The 17,074-nt window shown below is 60.4% G+C and carries 17 protein-coding genes; 7 read left to right on the top strand and 10 right to left on the bottom strand.

The window, feature by feature from the left end; genetic code table 11:
* Positions 1–96: 96 nt before the first annotated feature.
* Both rep and ABDX87_RS14580 read left to right on the top strand, forming a co-directional pair.
* Entirely contained in the window at positions 97–2,106 is a 2,010-nt protein-coding gene (gene rep, locus ABDX87_RS14585; RefSeq protein ID WP_092406738.1) for a DNA helicase Rep, read from the top strand.
* A 40-nt stretch (positions 2,107–2,146) separates the two neighbouring features.
* Positions 2,147–2,716, top strand: a complete 570-nt coding sequence (locus tag ABDX87_RS14580; RefSeq protein WP_346833444.1) for a xanthine phosphoribosyltransferase — start codon at positions 2,147–2,149, stop codon at positions 2,714–2,716.
* A gap of 80 nt (positions 2,717–2,796) precedes the next feature.
* On the opposite strand, the gene ABDX87_RS14575 is transcribed toward ABDX87_RS14580, so the two are convergent.
* A complete protein-coding gene (locus tag ABDX87_RS14575; RefSeq protein WP_346833443.1) occupies positions 2,797–4,116 on the bottom strand; it encodes a sigma-54 interaction domain-containing protein in 1,320 nt (439 codons plus the stop codon).
* Between the two features lie 259 nt (positions 4,117–4,375).
* Here ABDX87_RS14575 and ABDX87_RS14570 point away from each other — a divergent pair, with 259 nt between their 5' ends.
* The 3 genes from ABDX87_RS14570 (at position 4,376) to ABDX87_RS14560 (ending at position 7,389) form a co-directional block, all read left to right on the top strand.
* Positions 4,376–5,260 carry an MBL fold metallo-hydrolase gene (locus ABDX87_RS14570; protein WP_346833442.1) on the top strand — a complete coding sequence of 295 codons (885 nt, stop codon included), beginning with the start codon at positions 4,376–4,378 and terminating at the stop codon, positions 5,258–5,260.
* Between the two features lie 61 nt (positions 5,261–5,321).
* Complete coding sequence (locus ABDX87_RS14565) at positions 5,322–6,581, top strand: NAD(P)/FAD-dependent oxidoreductase (RefSeq protein ID WP_346833441.1); 1,260 nt, start codon at positions 5,322–5,324, stop codon at positions 6,579–6,581.
* Entirely contained in the window at positions 6,574–7,389 is an 816-nt protein-coding gene (locus ABDX87_RS14560) for a sulfite exporter TauE/SafE family protein (RefSeq protein WP_346833440.1), read from the top strand. The genes ABDX87_RS14565 and ABDX87_RS14560 overlap by 8 nt, the downstream gene beginning before the upstream one ends.
* A gap of 58 nt (positions 7,390–7,447) precedes the next feature.
* Here the strand turns inward: ABDX87_RS14560 and ABDX87_RS14555 are convergent, their stop codons facing one another.
* From ABDX87_RS14555 to dadA, 7 genes are all read right to left on the bottom strand, one after another.
* On the bottom strand, positions 7,448–9,379 hold the full coding sequence (locus ABDX87_RS14555) for an acetyl-CoA hydrolase/transferase C-terminal domain-containing protein (RefSeq protein ID WP_346833439.1): 1,932 nt from the start codon (positions 9,377–9,379) through the stop codon (positions 7,448–7,450).
* Between the two features lie 78 nt (positions 9,380–9,457).
* Positions 9,458–9,760 (bottom strand): DUF2845 domain-containing protein, encoded by a 303-nt coding sequence (locus ABDX87_RS14550; RefSeq protein WP_346833438.1) that lies wholly within the window; start codon positions 9,758–9,760, stop codon positions 9,458–9,460.
* A gap of 15 nt (positions 9,761–9,775) precedes the next feature.
* A complete protein-coding gene (locus tag ABDX87_RS14545) occupies positions 9,776–10,201 on the bottom strand; it encodes a c-type cytochrome (RefSeq protein WP_346833437.1) in 426 nt (141 codons plus the stop codon).
* Between the two features lie 186 nt (positions 10,202–10,387).
* On the bottom strand, positions 10,388–10,936 hold the full coding sequence (locus ABDX87_RS14540; protein WP_074754671.1) for a cupin domain-containing protein: 549 nt from the start codon (positions 10,934–10,936) through the stop codon (positions 10,388–10,390).
* Between the two features lie 150 nt (positions 10,937–11,086).
* Positions 11,087–12,160: an alanine racemase gene (alr, locus tag ABDX87_RS14535; protein WP_346833436.1), complete on the bottom strand. Its 1,074-nt coding sequence runs from the start codon at positions 12,158–12,160 to the stop codon at positions 11,087–11,089.
* Positions 12,161–12,306: 146 nt separating this feature from the next.
* Positions 12,307–12,660 carry a RidA family protein gene (locus ABDX87_RS14530; protein WP_346833435.1) on the bottom strand — a complete coding sequence of 118 codons (354 nt, stop codon included), beginning with the start codon at positions 12,658–12,660 and terminating at the stop codon, positions 12,307–12,309.
* Positions 12,632–13,933 (bottom strand): D-amino acid dehydrogenase, encoded by a 1,302-nt coding sequence (gene dadA, locus ABDX87_RS14525; RefSeq protein WP_346833434.1) that lies wholly within the window; start codon positions 13,931–13,933, stop codon positions 12,632–12,634. Before dadA ends, ABDX87_RS14530 begins: the two co-directional genes overlap by 29 nt.
* 157 nt (positions 13,934–14,090) lie before the next feature.
* Between dadA and dadR the strand changes: the two genes are divergently transcribed.
* Entirely contained in the window at positions 14,091–14,579 is a 489-nt protein-coding gene (gene dadR / locus ABDX87_RS14520; RefSeq protein WP_062379752.1) for a transcriptional regulator DadR, read from the top strand.
* Positions 14,580–14,748: 169 nt separating this feature from the next.
* Here dadR and ABDX87_RS14515 read toward each other — a convergent pair whose 3' ends face one another.
* Positions 14,749–15,102: a YkgJ family cysteine cluster protein gene (locus ABDX87_RS14515; protein ID WP_346833433.1), complete on the bottom strand. Its 354-nt coding sequence runs from the start codon at positions 15,100–15,102 to the stop codon at positions 14,749–14,751.
* A gap of 137 nt (positions 15,103–15,239) precedes the next feature.
* Between ABDX87_RS14515 and ABDX87_RS14510 the strand changes: the two genes are divergently transcribed.
* Complete coding sequence (locus ABDX87_RS14510) at positions 15,240–16,571, top strand: NAD(P)/FAD-dependent oxidoreductase (RefSeq protein WP_346833432.1); 1,332 nt, start codon at positions 15,240–15,242, stop codon at positions 16,569–16,571.
* Between the two features lie 164 nt (positions 16,572–16,735).
* Here ABDX87_RS14510 and ABDX87_RS14505 read toward each other — a convergent pair whose 3' ends face one another.
* Entirely contained in the window at positions 16,736–16,969 is a 234-nt protein-coding gene (locus tag ABDX87_RS14505) for a DUF1127 domain-containing protein (protein WP_346833431.1), read from the bottom strand.
* Positions 16,970–17,074: the final 105 nt, after the last annotated feature.

Below are 17,074 nucleotides of genomic sequence, written 5' to 3'. Positions count from 1 at the left end.
ATAGCGTGGCGCATCACAGTGTCGGACGGTCGCTCCACAATCCGTCGACCCTGTTAAAATGCCCGCCCATTTTTCAAACGATCCCTCTATTTCCTCATGTCCCGACTCAATCCCCGGCAACAAGAAGCCGTGAACTACGTCGGCGGCCCTCTTTTGGTGCTCGCCGGTGCTGGCTCCGGCAAGACCAGCGTGATCACACGCAAGATTGCCCACCTCATCCAGAACTGTGGCATTCGCGCCCAGTACATCGTCGCCATGACCTTTACCAACAAGGCGGCGCGGGAGATGAAGGAACGGGTCGGTACCCTGCTGCGCAGCGGCGAAGGGCGCGGCCTGACGGTCTCGACGTTTCACAACCTTGGGCTGAACATCATTCGCAAGGAGCATGCACGGCTGGGCTACAAACCGGGTTTCTCGATTTTCGACGAGACCGACGTCAAGGCCCTGATGACCGACATCATGCAGAAGGAATACTCGGGCGACGACGGCGTCGACGAGATCAAGAACATGATCGGCGCCTGGAAGAACGACCTGATCCTGCCCGCTCAGGCTTTGGAAAATGCTCGAAACCCCAAGGAGCAAACCGCCGCCATCGTCTACACCCACTACCAGCGCACGCTCAAGGCGTACAACGCGGTGGACTTTGACGATCTGATCCTGCTGCCGGTGAAGCTGTTCGAAGAGCACGCCGACATTCTGGAAAAGTGGCAGCACAAAGTCCGCTACCTGCTGGTGGACGAATACCAGGACACCAACGCCAGTCAGTACCTGCTGGTGAAAATGCTCATCGGCACCCGCTGTCAGTTCACCGTGGTGGGCGACGACGACCAGTCGATCTACGCCTGGCGGGGTGCGCGGCCGGAAAACCTGATGCTGCTCAAGGATGACTATCCCTCGCTGAAAGTGGTGATGCTGGAGCAGAACTATCGCTCCACCAGCCGGATCCTGCGCTGCGCCAACGTGCTGATCGCCAACAACCCGCACGCGTTCGAAAAACAGCTGTGGAGCGAGATGGGCCACGGCGATGAAATCCGGGTCATTCGCTGCAAGAACGAGGACGCCGAGGCCGAGCGCGTGGCCGTGGAAATTTTGAGCCTGCACCTGCGCACCGACCGCCCGTACAGCGACTTCGCGATCCTTTACCGCGGTAACTACCAGGCCAAGCTCATCGAGCTGAAGCTTCAGCATCACCAGATTCCCTATCGGTTGTCCGGCGGCAACAGCTTCTTTGGCCGCCAGGAAGTGAAAGACCTGATGGCCTACTTCCGCCTGCTGGTGAACCCGGATGACGACAACGCCTTTCTGCGGGTGATCAACGTGCCGCGTCGGGAGATCGGCTCGACTACGCTGGAAAAACTCGGTAACTACGCCACCGAGCGCAAGGTGTCGATGTACGCGGCCACCGACGAAATCGGCCTGGGCGAGCATCTGGACAGTCGGTTCACCGACCGCCTCAAGCGCTTCAAGCACTGGATGGACGGCGTGCGGCAGCAGTGCGCGACGCAGGACCCGATCGCGGCCCTGCGCAGCATGGTCATGGACATCGACTACGAGAACTGGATTCGTCAGAACAGTTCCAGCGACAAAGCCGCCGATTACCGCATGGGCAACGTGTGGTTCCTGATCGAGGCGCTGAAAAACACGCTGGAGAAGGACGAAGAAGGCGGCATGACCATCGAGGAGGCCATCGGCAAGCTGGTGCTGCGTGACATGCTCGAGCGCCAGCAGGAAGAGGAAGACGGCGCCGAGGGTGTGCAGATGATGACCCTGCACGCCTCCAAGGGCCTGGAGTTTCCTTACGTGTTCATCATGGGCATGGAAGAGGAAATCCTCCCGCACCGCTCGAGTATCGAAGCCGACACCATCGAGGAAGAACGTCGTCTGGCCTACGTAGGCATTACCCGCGCCCGTCAGACGCTGGCGTTCACGTTTGCGGCCAAGCGTAAGCAATACGGCGAAATCATCGACTGCCTGCCCAGCCGTTTCCTCGATGAGCTGCCACCGGACGATCTGGCCTGGGAAGGCAACGACGACACACCAACCGAAGTGAAGGCCGTTCGCGGCAATACGGCACTGGCGGACATTCGCGCCATGCTGAAAAGATAAACATCAATTTTGCGCGTTTTGCGCCCTGAGGAACACCGACGTGGAAGCACTGCACAAGAAAATTCGCGAGGAAGGCATCGTACTTTCCGACCAGGTATTGAAGGTCGACGCGTTTCTGAACCATCAGATCGACCCGGTCCTGATGCAGCAGATCGGTGACGAATTCGCCACGTTGTTCGCCAACTCGGGGATCACCAAGATCGTCACGATCGAGGCCTCGGGCATCGCGCCTGCGGTGATGACTGGCCTGAAGCTGGGCATCCCGGTGATCTTCGCGCGCAAGCATCAGTCGCTGACCCTGACTGAAAACCTGTTCTCGGCGTCTGTGTATTCCTTCACCAAGCAGACCGAAAGCACCATCGCCATCAGCACCCGCCACCTGACCAGCAGCGATCGCGTGCTGATCATTGACGACTTCCTGGCCAACGGTAAGGCCTCCCAGGCGCTGATTTCGATCATCAAGCAAGCCGGCGCGACCGTGGCCGGGCTGGGTATCGTGATCGAGAAGTCGTTCCAGGGCGGCCGTGCAGAGCTGGACGCTCAAGGTTATCGCGTTGAATCGCTGGCCCGCGTCAAATCGCTGAATGGCGGCGTGGTGACGTTCGTCTGAACCACGCCATGGATTGAACCTGTGGGAGTGAGCTTGCTCGCTCCCACAGGTTCCAGGCAGATAGCAGGCATCACACAGGCCTATCCATTAATTCCCAACGCTTTCAGCCGCCGATAAAGCGTCCGCTCGCTCAACCCCAGATGCTTCGCCAGTTCACTGCGCGAGCCGTCGAAGGCTTGCAGCGCATGCGCCAGCGACTCCAGATCATTGCGCCCCGCAGTACGAATGGCTGCTGGCGAAGACTGTTGGGCGCGCACTTCCGCGGGCAGGTCCTGCGCCCGAATCACGCCGTCGTCCGTGAACAACCGCGCCCGCTCCATGATGTTGCGCAACTCGCGAATGTTGCCGGGGAACGGATAGAGCCTCAGCAGCTTCATCGCGTCGTCATCGACCCTCGGCGCAGCGCCCGGCGCCAGCCGGCGTAACAGGCTTTCGATCAGCAGCGGCAAGTCTTCACTGCGCTCGCGCAAGGAAGGCAGACGAATCGGGAACGCGCTGATGCGATAGAACAGGTCCTGACGGAAACTCCCCGCAGCGACCATCTCCTTGAGCGGCTTATGCGTGGCAGCCACCAGACGGAAATCCGAATGAACCGTGCGCAGGCTGCCAACAGGACGGAAGCTCCCCGACTCGATCAGACGCAGCAGTTTCACCTGCATCGCCAATGGCACTTCCCCGATCTCATCAAGAAATAACGTCCCGCCATGGGCGCTTTCCGCCAGGCCGATCTTGCGTTGCAGCGCGCCGGTAAACGCGCCTTTTTCATAGCCGAACAGTTCGCTTTCCAGCAACGTTTCGGTGAGCCCGGTGCAATCGACCACCACTAACGGCCCACTGGCTCTGGGGCTTGCGGCGTGCAAAGCGCGGGCGAACAGCTCCTTGCCGGTCCCGGACTCGCCTTGCAGTAGCACGGGAATCTGCGAAGGCGCAGCACGCTGCAACGCTGTCAGCGCTTCATTGAAGGCAGCCGAGCGCCCGACCAAGCCGCTTTGCTGCGGCTGAACGGACGCCACGGCCACGCTGTTCAGCCGCTCGACATACGCAAACACCTCGCCTTGGGCATCCAGAATCGGACGCAGCTCCACGTCTACATGCTCAGGACCACGGGGCGTGTGATGAATGTGCAACACGCGTTCCGGCACCTTGGTTTCCGACGCTTTGCGCATTGGACAGTGCTCGCCGGCCTGATCGCAGGGCACGGCGAACTGATGGGACACGCGATAGCACTTGGCACCCACATGCGCCCGCCCCTCCACACCAAATTGCCGTTGGTAAGCCGTGTTGGCGGCGACTATGTTGTAGTCAATGTCCAACACGATGGTGGGATGGGTGTCGTGCTCAAGGTAGGACACCAGCGCCTGCATCTGAGGGCTGGAAAGAGCGTTCGAAGCGTTTGCCATGTGAATCTCCTGCGCGTGGCGGGAGGTTACTCCTTTGGTCTCTTCACTGCCATCGACTGCCACTCACTGCCACTCACTGCCATCTGACTGCCAGTTCTGGCAGAAAAGGTTTGCGTTTCTCGCAGCATCGGCTGCTCAACCCTCTATAAACCGGCCTCTGGCCCAGATCGAGCTTTAAAAACACGCTGGCATGGATATTGATCTCTCCAGGCAGCGACTGCCAACAGGTCTGGCATCAGGCATCTTCTGGAGAGAACCCATGAACATCGGCGAAACATTGTGCGTGGAGGCGTTTTTCGACCCGCAGACCTGGACCATCAGTTATCTGGTCATCGACCGCTCGACCCTCAAAGCCGCGTTGATCGACAGCGTGCTGGACTACGACCCCAAATCGGGAAGAACGCACACCGAGTCAGCGGACAAGCTGGTCGCCCGGATTCGCGAGCTGGGCGTCTCGGTCGAATGGATTCTGGAAACCCATGTGCATGCCGACCATGTCTCGGCCGCGGCGTACTTGAAAGAGCAACTCGGCGGCACGGTTGCCATCGGTAGCCACATCACCCGCGTACAGAAGGTGTTCGGCACGTTGTTCAACACCAAAGGGGAGTTCGCACGCGATGGCAGCCAGTTCGACCGGTTGCTGGAAGATGACACACACTTTCAGATCGGTTCCCTGCATGCCCGCGCGATGCACACACCCGGCCATACACCCGCTTGCATGACCTACCTCATCGAAGCCGATGGCCAGACCGTGGGTTTCGTCGGCGACACCCTGTTCATGCCCGATTACGGCACGGCGCGCTGCGACTTCCCGGGCGCCGACGCGCGCACGCTGTACCGTTCGATTGGCCGGATTCTCAGCCTGCCGCCGCAAACCCGTCTGTTCATGTGCCACGACTACCTGCCCAACGGCCGTGAGCTGATGTACATGACCACCGTGGCCGAACAGCGTGCCCACAACATCCACATTCGCGAAGGCATCGACGAAGACGCGTTCGTCGAGATGCGCGAAAAGCGCGATGCAACGCTGGACATGCCTGTGCTGATCCTACCTTCGGTGCAGATCAACATGCGCGGCGGACACCTTCCAGAACCGGAAGACAACGGTGTGCGGTACCTGAAGATCCCGATCAACGCCCTGTGACGCCCGACGCCGGCGCTGATTGCGATCGGCGCCCGCCTTCAGATTTTTTGGAAACAATCCCATGCCTGGCAACAAAACCCATCATCAAATCCTGATCATCGGCGCGGGGGCGGCGGGTATAGCCACCGCTTCCAGCCTCCTGGCCCGCGATGCGTCGCTGGACATCGCGCTGATCGACCCCGCCGACACGCATTACTACCAGCCTGGCTGGACCATGGTCGGCGCGGGCGTCTTCAAGCCCGAATCCACGGCGCGCAGCATGGCCACGGTGATTCCTGCCAAGGCACGCTGGATCAAGGCCGCCGTTGAACGCTTCGACCCGACCGACCATTGCGTCACCCTCGACGACGGTCGAGTCGTCGGCTACGAGCAACTGGTGGTCTGCCCAGGGCTGAAACTGGACTGGGACGCCATCGACGGCCTTCGCGAAACCCTTGGCCGCAACGGCGTGACGTCCAACTACCGTTACGATCTGGCGCCGTATACCTGGCAACTGGCTCAGCAGCTCAAACAGGGCCGCGCATTGTTCACGCAGCCGCCGATGCCCATCAAATGCGCCGGGGCACCGCAGAAGGCGATGTACCTGTCCTGTGATCACTGGGCCAGGTCGGCGCGCCTTCCGCACATCAACACGGAGTTTCACAACGCAGGCGGCGTGCTGTTCGGGGTCGCCGAATACGTGCCTGCACTGATGGAGTACGTGCAAAAGTACAGCATCGACCTGAAGTTCGGTTCCAGACTGGTCGCGGTCGATGGCCCACGGCAACGCGCCACGTTCGTCCGGACGCTGGCCGATGGTGCCAGCGAAACCACCGAACAGGCCTTCGACATGCTTCACGTGGTGCCGCCGCAGATCGCACCCGATTTCATTCGGCAGAGCCCGCTGGCCGATGCGGCCGGCTGGGTTGACGTCGATCCGGCGACCTTGCGCCACCGACAGTTCGCCAATGTCCACGGCTTGGGTGACGTGACCAACACCAGCAACGCCAAGACCGCAGCGGCGGCGAGAAAACAGGCGCCCGTGGTCGCCAACAACGTGTTGGTGGCACTGAACCGGCGGGCGCATTTGGCTCATTACCACGGTTATGGCTCCTGCCCGCTGACCGTGGAACGGGGCAAGATCGTCCTCGCCGAATTCACCTACGGCGGCAAGGTCGCCCCGAGTTTCCCGACCTGGCTGCTCGACGGGCGACGCCCTACGCGACTGGCCTGGTGGTTGAAAGCCGCTGCACTGCCGCAGATTTACTGGCACGCGATGCTCAAGGGACGCGAATGGATGGCGCGACCGGCACCGACGGTGGACACCACGCACAATGCCTGAACACGAACTGATCGGAGCCGGCCTCGGCACAATCATTGGCGCGGTATTGGCACTCACTGGAGCAGGCGGCGGCATTCTCGCGGTGCCGCTGTTGGTGTTCGGGCTGGGTTTGTCGATGGTCGAAGCCGCACCTGTCGGCTTGCTGGCGGTGGGGCTTGCCGCTGCCGTCGGCGCGTTGCTGGGCTTGCGTCAGGGCATCGTGCGTTATCGCGCAGCCTTGTTCATCGCAGTGATAGGCATCTGCTTCGCGCCGCTGGGCTTATGGCTCGCTCATCAACTGCCCAACGCACCGTTGGCGCTGGGGTTCGCCGGAGTGCTGGTCTATGCCTGCGGGCGGATTTATCGCAAGGCCGCTCACGAGCTGCACCATGGTCAGCCCGCAGCACGCGCCGCCTTCCTGCCCTGCGTTCTCAATCCACTGGAAGGTCGCCTGCGCTGGACACTGCCTTGCGCGCGTTCACTGGCGATCACGGGCGTCATGTCGGGTGTGCTGTCGGGACTGCTCGGGGTCGGCGGCGGTTTCGTGATCATTCCGGCGCTGACGCGTTACACCGACCTGGACATGAAGAGCATCGTCGCCACGTCGCTGGCAGTCATTGCGCTGGTGTCGACTGCCAGCGTGATCACCGCCAGCGTCAGCGGTGTGATGCATTGGGCCGTGGGGATGCCGTTTGCGGCAGGCGCGGTTGTCGGCCTGATCATCGGGCGACAAGCCGCGCGGTTTCTGGCCGGGCCAAGGTTGCAGCAGCTGTTTGCCGTCACCGGGATGATCGCGGCGGTGTTGCTGGTGATCAAAACCTGTTCCTGAATCCATACATTCTCTGTGGGAGTGAGCTTGATCACTCCCACAGGTTTTATCCGCAGCGCTAAACACCCTGATTCGTTGCCTGCAACCCCGCCAGTAACAGTCGCTGATACAGCTCCTCGCGTATTCCCTGCGGCTGATCAAGCCCCATTCGCTGCAGGTGTTCGGGGAAGGCACTCGGTTCCGGGGCTTCCAGCGTCGCCTTGCCGAGGTCGAGGAGCTCGGTGAGCTTGAACTTGCTCTTGAGCCAGTTCAGTGCGCGCAGCAGATCGCGTTCAGGCGGCGTGAAATCGGTGCCCAACGGGTATTCGACAAACAGCGACGGGAAGCGGTCGCGAATCGCTTTCAACCGTTCCGGGGTGTTCTGACTGAACAGCGGGTCGAGACGGAAGCCCTTGGGCAGCTTGCCCGCCTTTTGCGCCTGCTCGATCAACCCCGACTGAAAGCGTGAGTCAGTGATATTGAGCAAGGCTTCGATCACGGCGGCATCGGACTTGCCGCGCAGATCGGCGATGCCGTACTCGGTGATGACAATGTCCCGCAGATGCCGGGGAATCGTCGTGTGTCCGTATTCCCAGACGATATTGGAGCTGACGTCCCCACCCGATTCCCGCCAGCTGCGCAGAATCAGAATTGAGCGCGCGCCTTCCAGCGCATGGGCTTGAGCGACGAAGTTGTATTGCCCGCCGACACCGCTGACCACACGGCCATCGGCCAATTGGTCGGAAACGGCTGCGCCGAGCAGCGTGACGGTAAATGCGCTGTTGATGAACCGCGCGTCCCGCCGCTGGAGCCGCTTTAGCGTTTCGTCGCCATACAGCTCGTTGATGTAACTGATGGCGGTCATGTTGATGTGGGCCTTCTGCGTGGGCGTCAACTCCCGCAGGCGCTCATAGAAGCTACGCGGGCCCAGAAAGAAGCCACCATGGATCAGAACGCCGTTGCGGTGAATGGACTCATCCAGCAATCCGGCATCGGCCAGCTTTTGCAACGCGGCGTCGGGGTACACCTTGCGCCGGATGATGCCGGCATCCAGCAGCACCAACAGCCCGTTAACCAGCATTTCGCTGCAACCATACAGCCCAGCGGCAAAGGGCATCGTGCCGCCTTCTGCTTCGATCAGCGGCTTCCAGGTAGAGATGCCCTCCAGTTCCGCGAGGCAGGCGCGATAGGCTTCGTTATCGGCCTGTCGTGCCAGTAAGGCGGCAGTCAGCGCATCGCCCATCGAGCCGATGCCGATCTGCAACGTGCCGCCATCACGAACCAGCGTACTGGCATACAAACCAATGAAGTGATCCTGAAAGCCAACTGGCATGTTCGGGGTGGAAAACAGCGTGCTGCGTTCTTCGTGTTCGATCAGCAGATCGAAGGTGTCGATGCTCACCTCGGCATCGCCCGGCATGTACGGGAGGTCGGCGTGAACATGCCCCAGCACCAGGATGTTTTCACCCTGAGACCGGCGTTTTTCCACCATGGGCAAGAGGTCGAGGGTGATGTCGGGGTTGCAGCTCAGGCTCAGGCGTTCGTTTTGCTGAGGATCATGCGCCACCAGTTGCGCGATCAGATTCACGCCGCTGGCGTTGATGTCACGCGCCGCGTGGCTGTAATTGCTGCTGACGTAGTCCTGCTGAGCCTGAGTACTGTTCAGCAGGCTGCCAGGCTGCATGAAGAACTGCTCGACCTGCACATTCGGCGGCAGATTGTCCTTGTGCAGGTCAGCCAGAAAATCCAGCTCGGGGTAGTCGCCGAACACACGCTCAAGAAAGGGCTCGAGAAAGCGCCCCTGCAAGCCATCACCCGCCGCAGGCCGACCCAGGCACAGCGCGGTATAGATCGTCAGTTGCCGATCAGGAAGCGATTTGATGCGGGCATACAGCGCGTTGACGAACCGGTTGGGCTTGCCCAGCCCCAACGGCATGCCCATGCGAATGTGGGCAGGCAGCTCGGCCAGTACATGATCGACAGCTTGCTCGATCGAGCAGGAATGCGGCATCCGGCCTCTCCTGGGTTGTTATTCGATGGAGGTTGGACCGGAAATGGACGGTATTTGCTGCATCAGGCGTCGACAGCATTAATCGCGTCGGGTATCGATCGCCACCAGCTTGTCCTCTATGAACTTGAGGTGCTGGAAGGCGCCATTGCGAGGCCCATACACCCAGAAACTGACCTTCACGGCGTTTAGACGAGGAACGCTGTTGATTCGCGAAGCCGGCTCCTGATCCTCGCTGCGGTCAGGCGCTCCGCACTTTTCACGAACAACCGTGGCTGTATCGCCAAGGTTGATCAACGACGTTCCGCAGCGCATGGTCGCTTGCGCAACGTCGGCAAGCATCAGACAAGGCAGCAGCCACACCAGCGTTGTTTTGCGAAACATAAGATCCTTTCAGGCCTACTGCAGCCCGGACATCTTCTTGATCGCGCCTTTGAGCTCTTCATCCGAGCAATCGGCGCAGGTGCCTTTTGGCGGCATGGAATTGATGCCGCTGATCGCCTTGGCCAGCAGACCGTCAAGACCGCCCTGCTCTTTGGCGCGCTTGCCCCAATCGGCGCTGTCACCGATTTTCGGGGAGCCCAGCAGCCCGGTCCCATGGCAGGCGTTGCAATGTTTACCGATTACGTCGTCAGGGGATTTTGCGCCACCCGCGCCTCCGGCCGTGGCGGCCACGTCCATGCCGGGACATTCCTTGCCCTGGATGCAGACTTGTCCGACGGGTTCGAGTCGTTTTGAGAGGTCATCGCTGGTGGAGGCCTGGGCCGCAAAAGCCCAAAACGCGAGGAGTGCAACAGCAGCCAGGATCTTATTAGTAAGGTTCACGCTTTCACCCTCATGGTGGCTATAACGCCCCTGCGGTCACGGTAAGCCGCAGACGGCGAAAGTATAGCGGGTAGCCCGTTGGTCGTTACATCCCTGAACACCGCAGGGTTATTCGTGCGTCGACCTGTTGCTTCGGGCTCGTCCTGTGATCCGCCTGATGGCTCAGGTCGGGAGGGCTTTCGCGGATCAGAAATTCGCGGGCGTGGCAGCGCTGATGAGTCGCGCCGGAACGTCGAACGGATTACGGAAGCGATGAGGTCGGGTGCTTTCGAAATAGTAGCTGTCGCCCGCCTCAAGCACATAAGTATCGAGGCCAACGACCAGCTCCAGTCGTCCCTCGACCAGAATGCCGGTCTCTTCACCCTCGTGAACGAGCATCTCCTCGCCGGTGTCGGCGCCTGGCGGATACACCTCGGTCAGGAACGCGATCGCCCTGTCTGGATGAGACTTGCCGACCAGTTTCATGGTGACGGCGCCGTCCGAGATATCGATCAGCTCGCTGGCTTTGTAGACGACCTGAGTCGGGTTTTCTGGCTCAAGCTCTTCCGAAAAGAACTCCACCATGGACATCGGTATGCCGCCCAGCACCTTGCGCAGGGAACTGATCGAGGGGCTGACGCTGTTTTTCTCGATCATGGAAATGGTGCTGTTGGTCACGCCCGCTCGCTTGGCGAGTTCGCGCTGGGACAGACCTTTGAGTTTACGAATGGATTGCAGTCGTTCACCGACGTCCAATGCTGGAGTCCTCCTGATAATCAAATACGGTCAAGTGGCCGCCATGATGGCGACCGCGTTCAGTATTTACAACACTTGACCAGATTAGCAAAGGGACCGGCGGCCGCCACGGACCGCAACGAGATCGGACGAACAACGCGACGAGCGCATTCAGTCCCCGGAATAGAGCCTTGGCACGCGCTTGAGGTTGCAGAAGATCTGATAAGGAATGGTACCGGCGTGGGTGGCGACGTCGCTGGCCAGCACGTTTTTGCCCCAGAGTTCGACGCGGCTGCCCAGACCTGCGCCCGGTACATGGGTCAGGTCGACACACAGCATGTCCATGGACACGCGCCCCAATAGCTGACTGCGATGCCCGTCGATCATCACCGGCGTACCGGTCGGCGCCTGACGCGGGTAACCGTCGGCGTACCCCATCGCCACCACGCCGATGCGCATGTTGCGCTCGGTGACGAAGGCACCGCCGTAACCCACCGGCTCACCCGCGGGCAGTTCACGCACGCAGATCACTTTGGATTCCAGCGTCATCACGGGCTGCAGGCGATCGGCTACCGACTGCGGCTGATCAAAGGGTGTCGCGCCATACAACATGATGCCGGGGCGCACCCAGTCGCTCGGTACGTTTGGCCAGCCCATCACGCCGGGTGAGTTGCGCAAGCTGACCTCGGCAGACAGCCCTTCGCGAGCCGACTGAAAGATCGCCACTTGCTCGTCAGTGCGAGCACTGCCCAGCTCGTCGGCCCGTGCAAAGTGGGTCATCAACACGACCTTGGCGACTTTTCCGCTGGCCAGCAGGCGTTTGTAAGCGGACTCATAGTCAGCCGGGTGAACACCCACGCGGTGCATGCCTGAGTCCATCTTCAGCCAGATGTTCAGCGGCTTGCCGACGGCGGTCTGCTCGATGGCGTCGAGTTGCCACAGCGAATGCACCACACACCAGAAATCGTGCTCGACGATCAGCGGCAGTTCGTCGGCCTCGAAAAACCCTTCCAGCAACAGAATCGGCGCGCTAATACCGGCTTGGCGCAACTCCAGGGCTTCTTCGATGCAGGCGACGGCAAAACCATCGGCCTGAGCTTCCAGCGCTTGCGCAACGCGCACGGCACCGTGCCCATAGGCATCGGCCTTGATCACGGCAAGCGCCTTCGCGCCTGTGGTTTCACGGGCCAGTTGATAGTTGTGGCGCAGGGCGGAGAGATCGATGAGGGCGCGGGCTGGACGCATGGCGGGAAAGTTCTGATCGGATGAAATCGAAAACCTGTGGGAGTGAGCTTGCTCACGAAGGCGTCGGATCAAACAACATATGAGTCGTCTGACACGACGCCTTCGCGATTGAGCTTGCTCCCACAGGGACCGGGATGGAGCGTTATTTAAGGCAACGCAGCCGTGACCGACAACTCAACCAGAATTTCCGGTTCGCACAGCTTGGCTTCAACGGTGGCGCGGGCCGGGGCGACGCCTTTTGGCAGCCATTTGTCCCACACGCTGTTCATTCCGGCGAAATGGGCGTCGATGTCTTTAAGGTAAATCGTGACCGACAGAATGCGGCTCTTGTCGGTGCCGGCCAGGTCCAGCAGGCGCTCGATGGTATTGAGCGTCTCGCGGGTTTGCTGTTCGATACCCGCCGCCATGTCGTCACCCACTTGCCCGGCAAGGTAAACGGTGCCGTTGTGGACGACGATCTGGCTCATGCGCTCATTGGTGAGCTGGCGCTGGATTGACATGTTTTGCGATCTCCTTGGAGCTTCCGTAGCGGGAAATATCGAGGCCTTCGGCGCTGATCTGTGGTTTTTTGCGGGCGATGAGATCGGCCAGCAAACGACCCGACCCGCAGGCCATGGTCCAGCCAAGCGTTCCGTGGCCGGTATTGAGGAACAGGTTGCGATACGGCGTAGCACCAACGATTGGCGTGCCATCCGGGGTGGTTGGACGCAGGCCGGTCCAGAAACTGGCCTCGGCCAGATCGCCGCCCTGAGGATAGAGATCGTTGACGATCATCTCCAGCGTTTCCCGCCGACGAGGATTGAGCGACAGGTCAAAACCAGCAATCTCCGCCATCCCGCCCACTCGAATGCGGTTGTCAAAACGGGTGATCGCAACCTTGTAGGTCTCGTCGAGAATGGTCGATGTGGGTGCCATGGCAGGGTTGGTGATCGGCACGGTCAGCGAGTAACCCTTGAGCGGGTAAACCGGCGCCTTGATACCCAGCGGCTTGAGCAATTGCGGCGAATAGCTGCCCAACGCCAGCACGTAGCGATCAGCCGTTTCGAGTTTGCCGTTGACGCGCACGCCGTTGATCCGGTCGCCTGCGAAGTCAATTGACTCGATCGACTGGCCGAATCGGAATTCAACGCCTAACTTCACACACATCTCGGCCAGACGCGTGGTAAATAGCTGGCAATCGCCCGTCTGATCGTTTGGCAAACGCAGGGCGCCGCTGAGGATGTTGCTGACGCTGGCCAGCGCAGGTTCGACGCGCGCAATGCCTTCGCGGTCCAAGACTTCGTAAGGCACGCCGGCCTGTTCAAGAACGGCGATGTCCTTGGCGGCGTTGTCCAGTTGCTCTTGTGTACGGAACAGTTGCGTGGTGCCCAGGCTGCGGCCTTCATAGGCAATGCCGGTTTCTGCGCGCAGTTCGTCAAGGCAGTCGCGGCTGTACTCGGACAGACGCACCATGCGCTCCTTGTTCACCGCATAACGGTTTTGCGTGCAGTTGCGCAGCATTTGCGCCATCCACAGGTACTGATCAATGTCGGCGGTCGCCTTGATCGCCAGCGGCGCGTGACGCTGCAACAACCATTTGATGGCCTTGAGCGGTACGCCCGGTGCGGCCCACGGCGATGCGTAACCCGGCGACACTTGCCCGGCGTTAGCGAAACTGGTTTCCATGGCAGCGGCAGGCTGACGGTCTACCACCGTCACCTCGAAGCCCGCACGGGCCAGGTAATAAGCACTGGTGACACCGATTACGCCACTTCCAAGGACCAGAACGCGCATGTTGATTTCCTCATCGCGGATATCCGCTGACGTTTTGAAGTTTTAAGCAAGGATGTTGGCAGTATAAAAAGCATCGAGCAGTGCTTTTCACTATATAAGCGCCTATATTCGGCGTTAATTCTCGACAACCTGAGCTTAAGCAGAGGGGGGTTTAGCCATGCGCACCCAACACCAGTCAAAACGTGAACTGGACAAGATCGATCGCAACATCCTGCGCATCCTGCAGGGCGACGGCAGAATTTCCTTCACCGAACTGGGCGAACGCGTGGGCCTCTCTACCACGCCCTGTACAGAACGGGTTCGTCGCCTTGAGCGCGAAGGCATCATCATGGGCTACAACGCCCGGCTCAATCCGCAGAACCTGAAGGCTAGCCTGCTGGTGTTCGTCGAGATCAGTCTGGATTACAAATCGGGCGACACATTTGAGGAATTCCGCCGAGCGGTCCTCAAACTGCCCCATGTGCTGGAGTGCCACCTCGTCTCGGGCGACTTCGACTACCTGGTAAAAGCGCGCATCTCGGAGATGGCTTCCTACCGCAAGCTGTTGGGCGACATCCTGCTCAAACTGCCACATGTGCGCGAGTCCAAGAGCTATATCGTGATGGAAGAGGTGAAGGAGAGTTTGAACCTGCCGATTCCGGAGTGATGAAACGCATCGTCAAACTGTAGGAGCGTGGCTTGTCCCGCGATCTGCCGCGAAGCGACAGCAAAATCGTGCGACGGAGCCTTATCTGATGCACCGCATTCTCCGGATTTGCGGTCGGTTCCCGTCCGATCGCGGGACAAGCCACGCTCCTACAGGGACGGGTGGTCAATCAAACCAACACCTGCCGCGTCGAAGCAATGTACTCGTGCACCTGGTTCTCAACCCGCGGATGAATCAGCTCCGCAGGGCGGCGACCGTTGGGGCATGGCAGGGTTTTGGTGGTGCCGAACAACCGGCAGATCAGCGGGCGCTCGTCATACACCGTGCAGCCGTTGGGCCCTAAATGCACACAGTTCAACTCACTGAGCGCGGCCTCCTGCTCAGCGGCCGTCTTGCGGGGCAAGCGCGCCATCTCCTCGGACGACGTCGTCACCGGTCCACAACAATCGTGGCAGCCAGGCACGCACTCGAAGGACGGGATCTGCCGCCGCAAATCGCGGATTTTCTGGCTGTTGCAGCTCATCGCGTGAGTTTTCCCTGTGAAAGTCGTCATTGTGCCCCAACGCTTGGACAGGTGACAGCCGCCCGCCCACCTTGCCCGAGCCTCAACCCGCGGGCTACCCTCCGTAAAATTTTCCAAACACCCTTCTGGAAGACCACATGGACGCCCGCGTCAAACAGCCCAAGGCGTCTGCACACGCCGCCTCCTATTACGCGGCGAGCAGCCATCAGCCATTCGATCACGCTGCCCTAGCCGGCGATGTAAAGGTGGACGTCTGCATCGTCGGTGGCGGATTTTCGGGCCTGAACACGGCGATCGAACTGGCCGAGCGTGGACTGAGTGTCGCGTTGCTGGAAGCGCGCAAGATCGGATGGGGCGCCAGCGGGCGCAACGGCGGGCAATTGATTCGCGGCGTAGGTCATCACGTCGAGCGCTTTCGCGATGTGATCGGCGACAGCGGCGTGCGTCAGCTCAAGCTGATGGGGCTGGAAGCCGTCGAGATCGTCCGGCAGCGCGTGGAGAAGTATCAGATCGACTGCGATCTTACGTGGGGCTACTGCGATTTGGCCAACAAGCCCAAGGAGTTCGCCGGTTTCGCCGAGGATGCAGAGGAACTGCGCGGGCTGGGCTATCGCCATGAATTGCAGCTGATACCGCCCGAGAACCTGCGCAGCTTCATCGACTCAGGCAATTACGCGGGCGGCATGCTGGACATGGGATCGGGCCACTTGCATCCGCTGAACCTGGCACTGGGTGAGGCCGCCGTCGCAAAATCGCTGGGGGTGCAGCTGTTCGAACACTCGCCTGTGATCCGGCTCGAATACGGGGCGCAGGTCAAAGTGCATACCGCGCAGGGCCTGGTCCGCGCCGACACGCTGGTGCTGGGCTGCAACGCGTATTTGAACGACCTGGACCCGACTCTGAGCGGCAAGGTCCTGCCTGCAGGCAGTTACATCATCGCCACCGAGCCTCTGGGCGACGATCTGGCGCATCAGCTGCTCCCGCGCAATACCGCCATGTGTGACCAGCGAGTGGCTGTGGACTACTTCCGGCTCTCGGCCGACAAGCGCCTGCTGTTCGGCGGCGCCTGCCATTATTCCGGGCGCGACCCGCAAGACATCGGCGCGTACATGCAGCCGAAAATGCTCAAGGTCTTTCCCCAGCTCAAGGACGTGAAGATTGATTTCCAGTGGGGCGGGATGATCGGCATCGGCGCCAACCGGCTGCCGCAGATCGGGCGTCTGAAGGAGCATCCGAATGTGTTCTATGCGCAGGCGTATGCGGGTCATGGGCTCAATGCCACGCATCTGGCGGGCAAGTTACTGGGTGAAGCCATCAGCGGTCAGCTCAGCAGCGGCTTCGAGGTGTTCGCCAAGGTTCCACACATGACCTTCCCGGGCGGCAAACATCTGCGCTCGCCTTTGCTGGCGCTGGGGATGCTTTGGCATCGCCTCAAGAGCTGGTCCGGATCAAATGGCGCGGCCCTGTAGGAGCCGGATTGCTGGCGAATGGGTCCTGTCAGGCCATACACATTTACCTGATAAACCGCATTCGCTGCCGGCGTAACCTCCGACGTCACCTACAAAGAACTCATTGTGCTTGAAGACGTCGGTTTGCCTTGAGCCTTCCAAAAGCAAGCTTGCGTTGACCCACATCACTCTCTCCAGAACGGCTTGAGCCCTTCGCGCCGTGCCTGTTCGTAACTCAGGCCAATGTCCCGCAGTTGATCGTCAGTCAGGTTCAAGAGTGCACGCCGCGTGGCTCGCCGGTGTTGAAACAAGCCCCACACACCCAGGCCCTTCGGCGCATTCACGCGCACCTGGACCTCCTGTTCCTTCACCAACTCCTGTGCATACAGCGTCAGCCGGACATCGCTCATTCCGCTCATTTCCAGACACCTCACCATGGGTTTCAAGTGATTCCATGATGCGTCTGTATGGAAAACCATTACAGATCCAAAGAATTCGAATTTTTTGCATACAGATTCAATACT

The sequence above is a fragment of the Pseudomonas abietaniphila genome (assembly GCF_039697315.1).
Lineage (GTDB): Bacteria > Pseudomonadota > Gammaproteobacteria > Pseudomonadales > Pseudomonadaceae > Aquipseudomonas > Aquipseudomonas abietaniphila_B.
This window is presented reverse-complemented; position numbering and strand designations above follow the sequence as displayed.

What these genes read in the sequence shown, in the direction of transcription:
- rep (WP_092406738.1), top strand. Translation starts at nt 97, where the DNA reads ATGTCCCGACTCAATCCCCGGCAACAAGAAGCCGTGAACTACGTCGGC.
- ABDX87_RS14575 (WP_346833443.1), bottom strand. Translation starts at nt 4,116, where the DNA reads ATGGCAAACGCTTCGAACGCTCTTTCCAGCCCTCAGATGCAGGCGCTG.
- ABDX87_RS14570 (WP_346833442.1), top strand. Translation starts at nt 4,376, where the DNA reads ATGAACATCGGCGAAACATTGTGCGTGGAGGCGTTTTTCGACCCGCAG.
- ABDX87_RS14565 (WP_346833441.1), top strand. Translation starts at nt 5,322, where the DNA reads ATGCCTGGCAACAAAACCCATCATCAAATCCTGATCATCGGCGCGGGG.
- ABDX87_RS14560 (WP_346833440.1), top strand. Translation starts at nt 6,574, where the DNA reads ATGCCTGAACACGAACTGATCGGAGCCGGCCTCGGCACAATCATTGGC.
- ABDX87_RS14555 (WP_346833439.1), bottom strand. Translation starts at nt 9,379, where the DNA reads ATGCCGCATTCCTGCTCGATCGAGCAAGCTGTCGATCATGTACTGGCC.
- ABDX87_RS14550 (WP_346833438.1), bottom strand. Translation starts at nt 9,760, where the DNA reads ATGTTTCGCAAAACAACGCTGGTGTGGCTGCTGCCTTGTCTGATGCTT.
- alr (WP_346833436.1), bottom strand. Translation starts at nt 12,160, where the DNA reads ATGCGTCCAGCCCGCGCCCTCATCGATCTCTCCGCCCTGCGCCACAAC.
- ABDX87_RS14530 (WP_346833435.1), bottom strand. Translation starts at nt 12,660, where the DNA reads ATGTCAATCCAGCGCCAGCTCACCAATGAGCGCATGAGCCAGATCGTC.
- dadA (WP_346833434.1), bottom strand. Translation starts at nt 13,933, where the DNA reads ATGCGCGTTCTGGTCCTTGGAAGTGGCGTAATCGGTGTCACCAGTGCT.
- dadR (WP_062379752.1), top strand. Translation starts at nt 14,091, where the DNA reads ATGCGCACCCAACACCAGTCAAAACGTGAACTGGACAAGATCGATCGC.
- ABDX87_RS14515 (WP_346833433.1), bottom strand. Translation starts at nt 15,102, where the DNA reads ATGAGCTGCAACAGCCAGAAAATCCGCGATTTGCGGCGGCAGATCCCG.
- ABDX87_RS14510 (WP_346833432.1), top strand. Translation starts at nt 15,240, where the DNA reads ATGGACGCCCGCGTCAAACAGCCCAAGGCGTCTGCACACGCCGCCTCC.
- ABDX87_RS14505 (WP_346833431.1), bottom strand. Translation starts at nt 16,969, where the DNA reads ATGAGCGGAATGAGCGATGTCCGGCTGACGCTGTATGCACAGGAGTTG.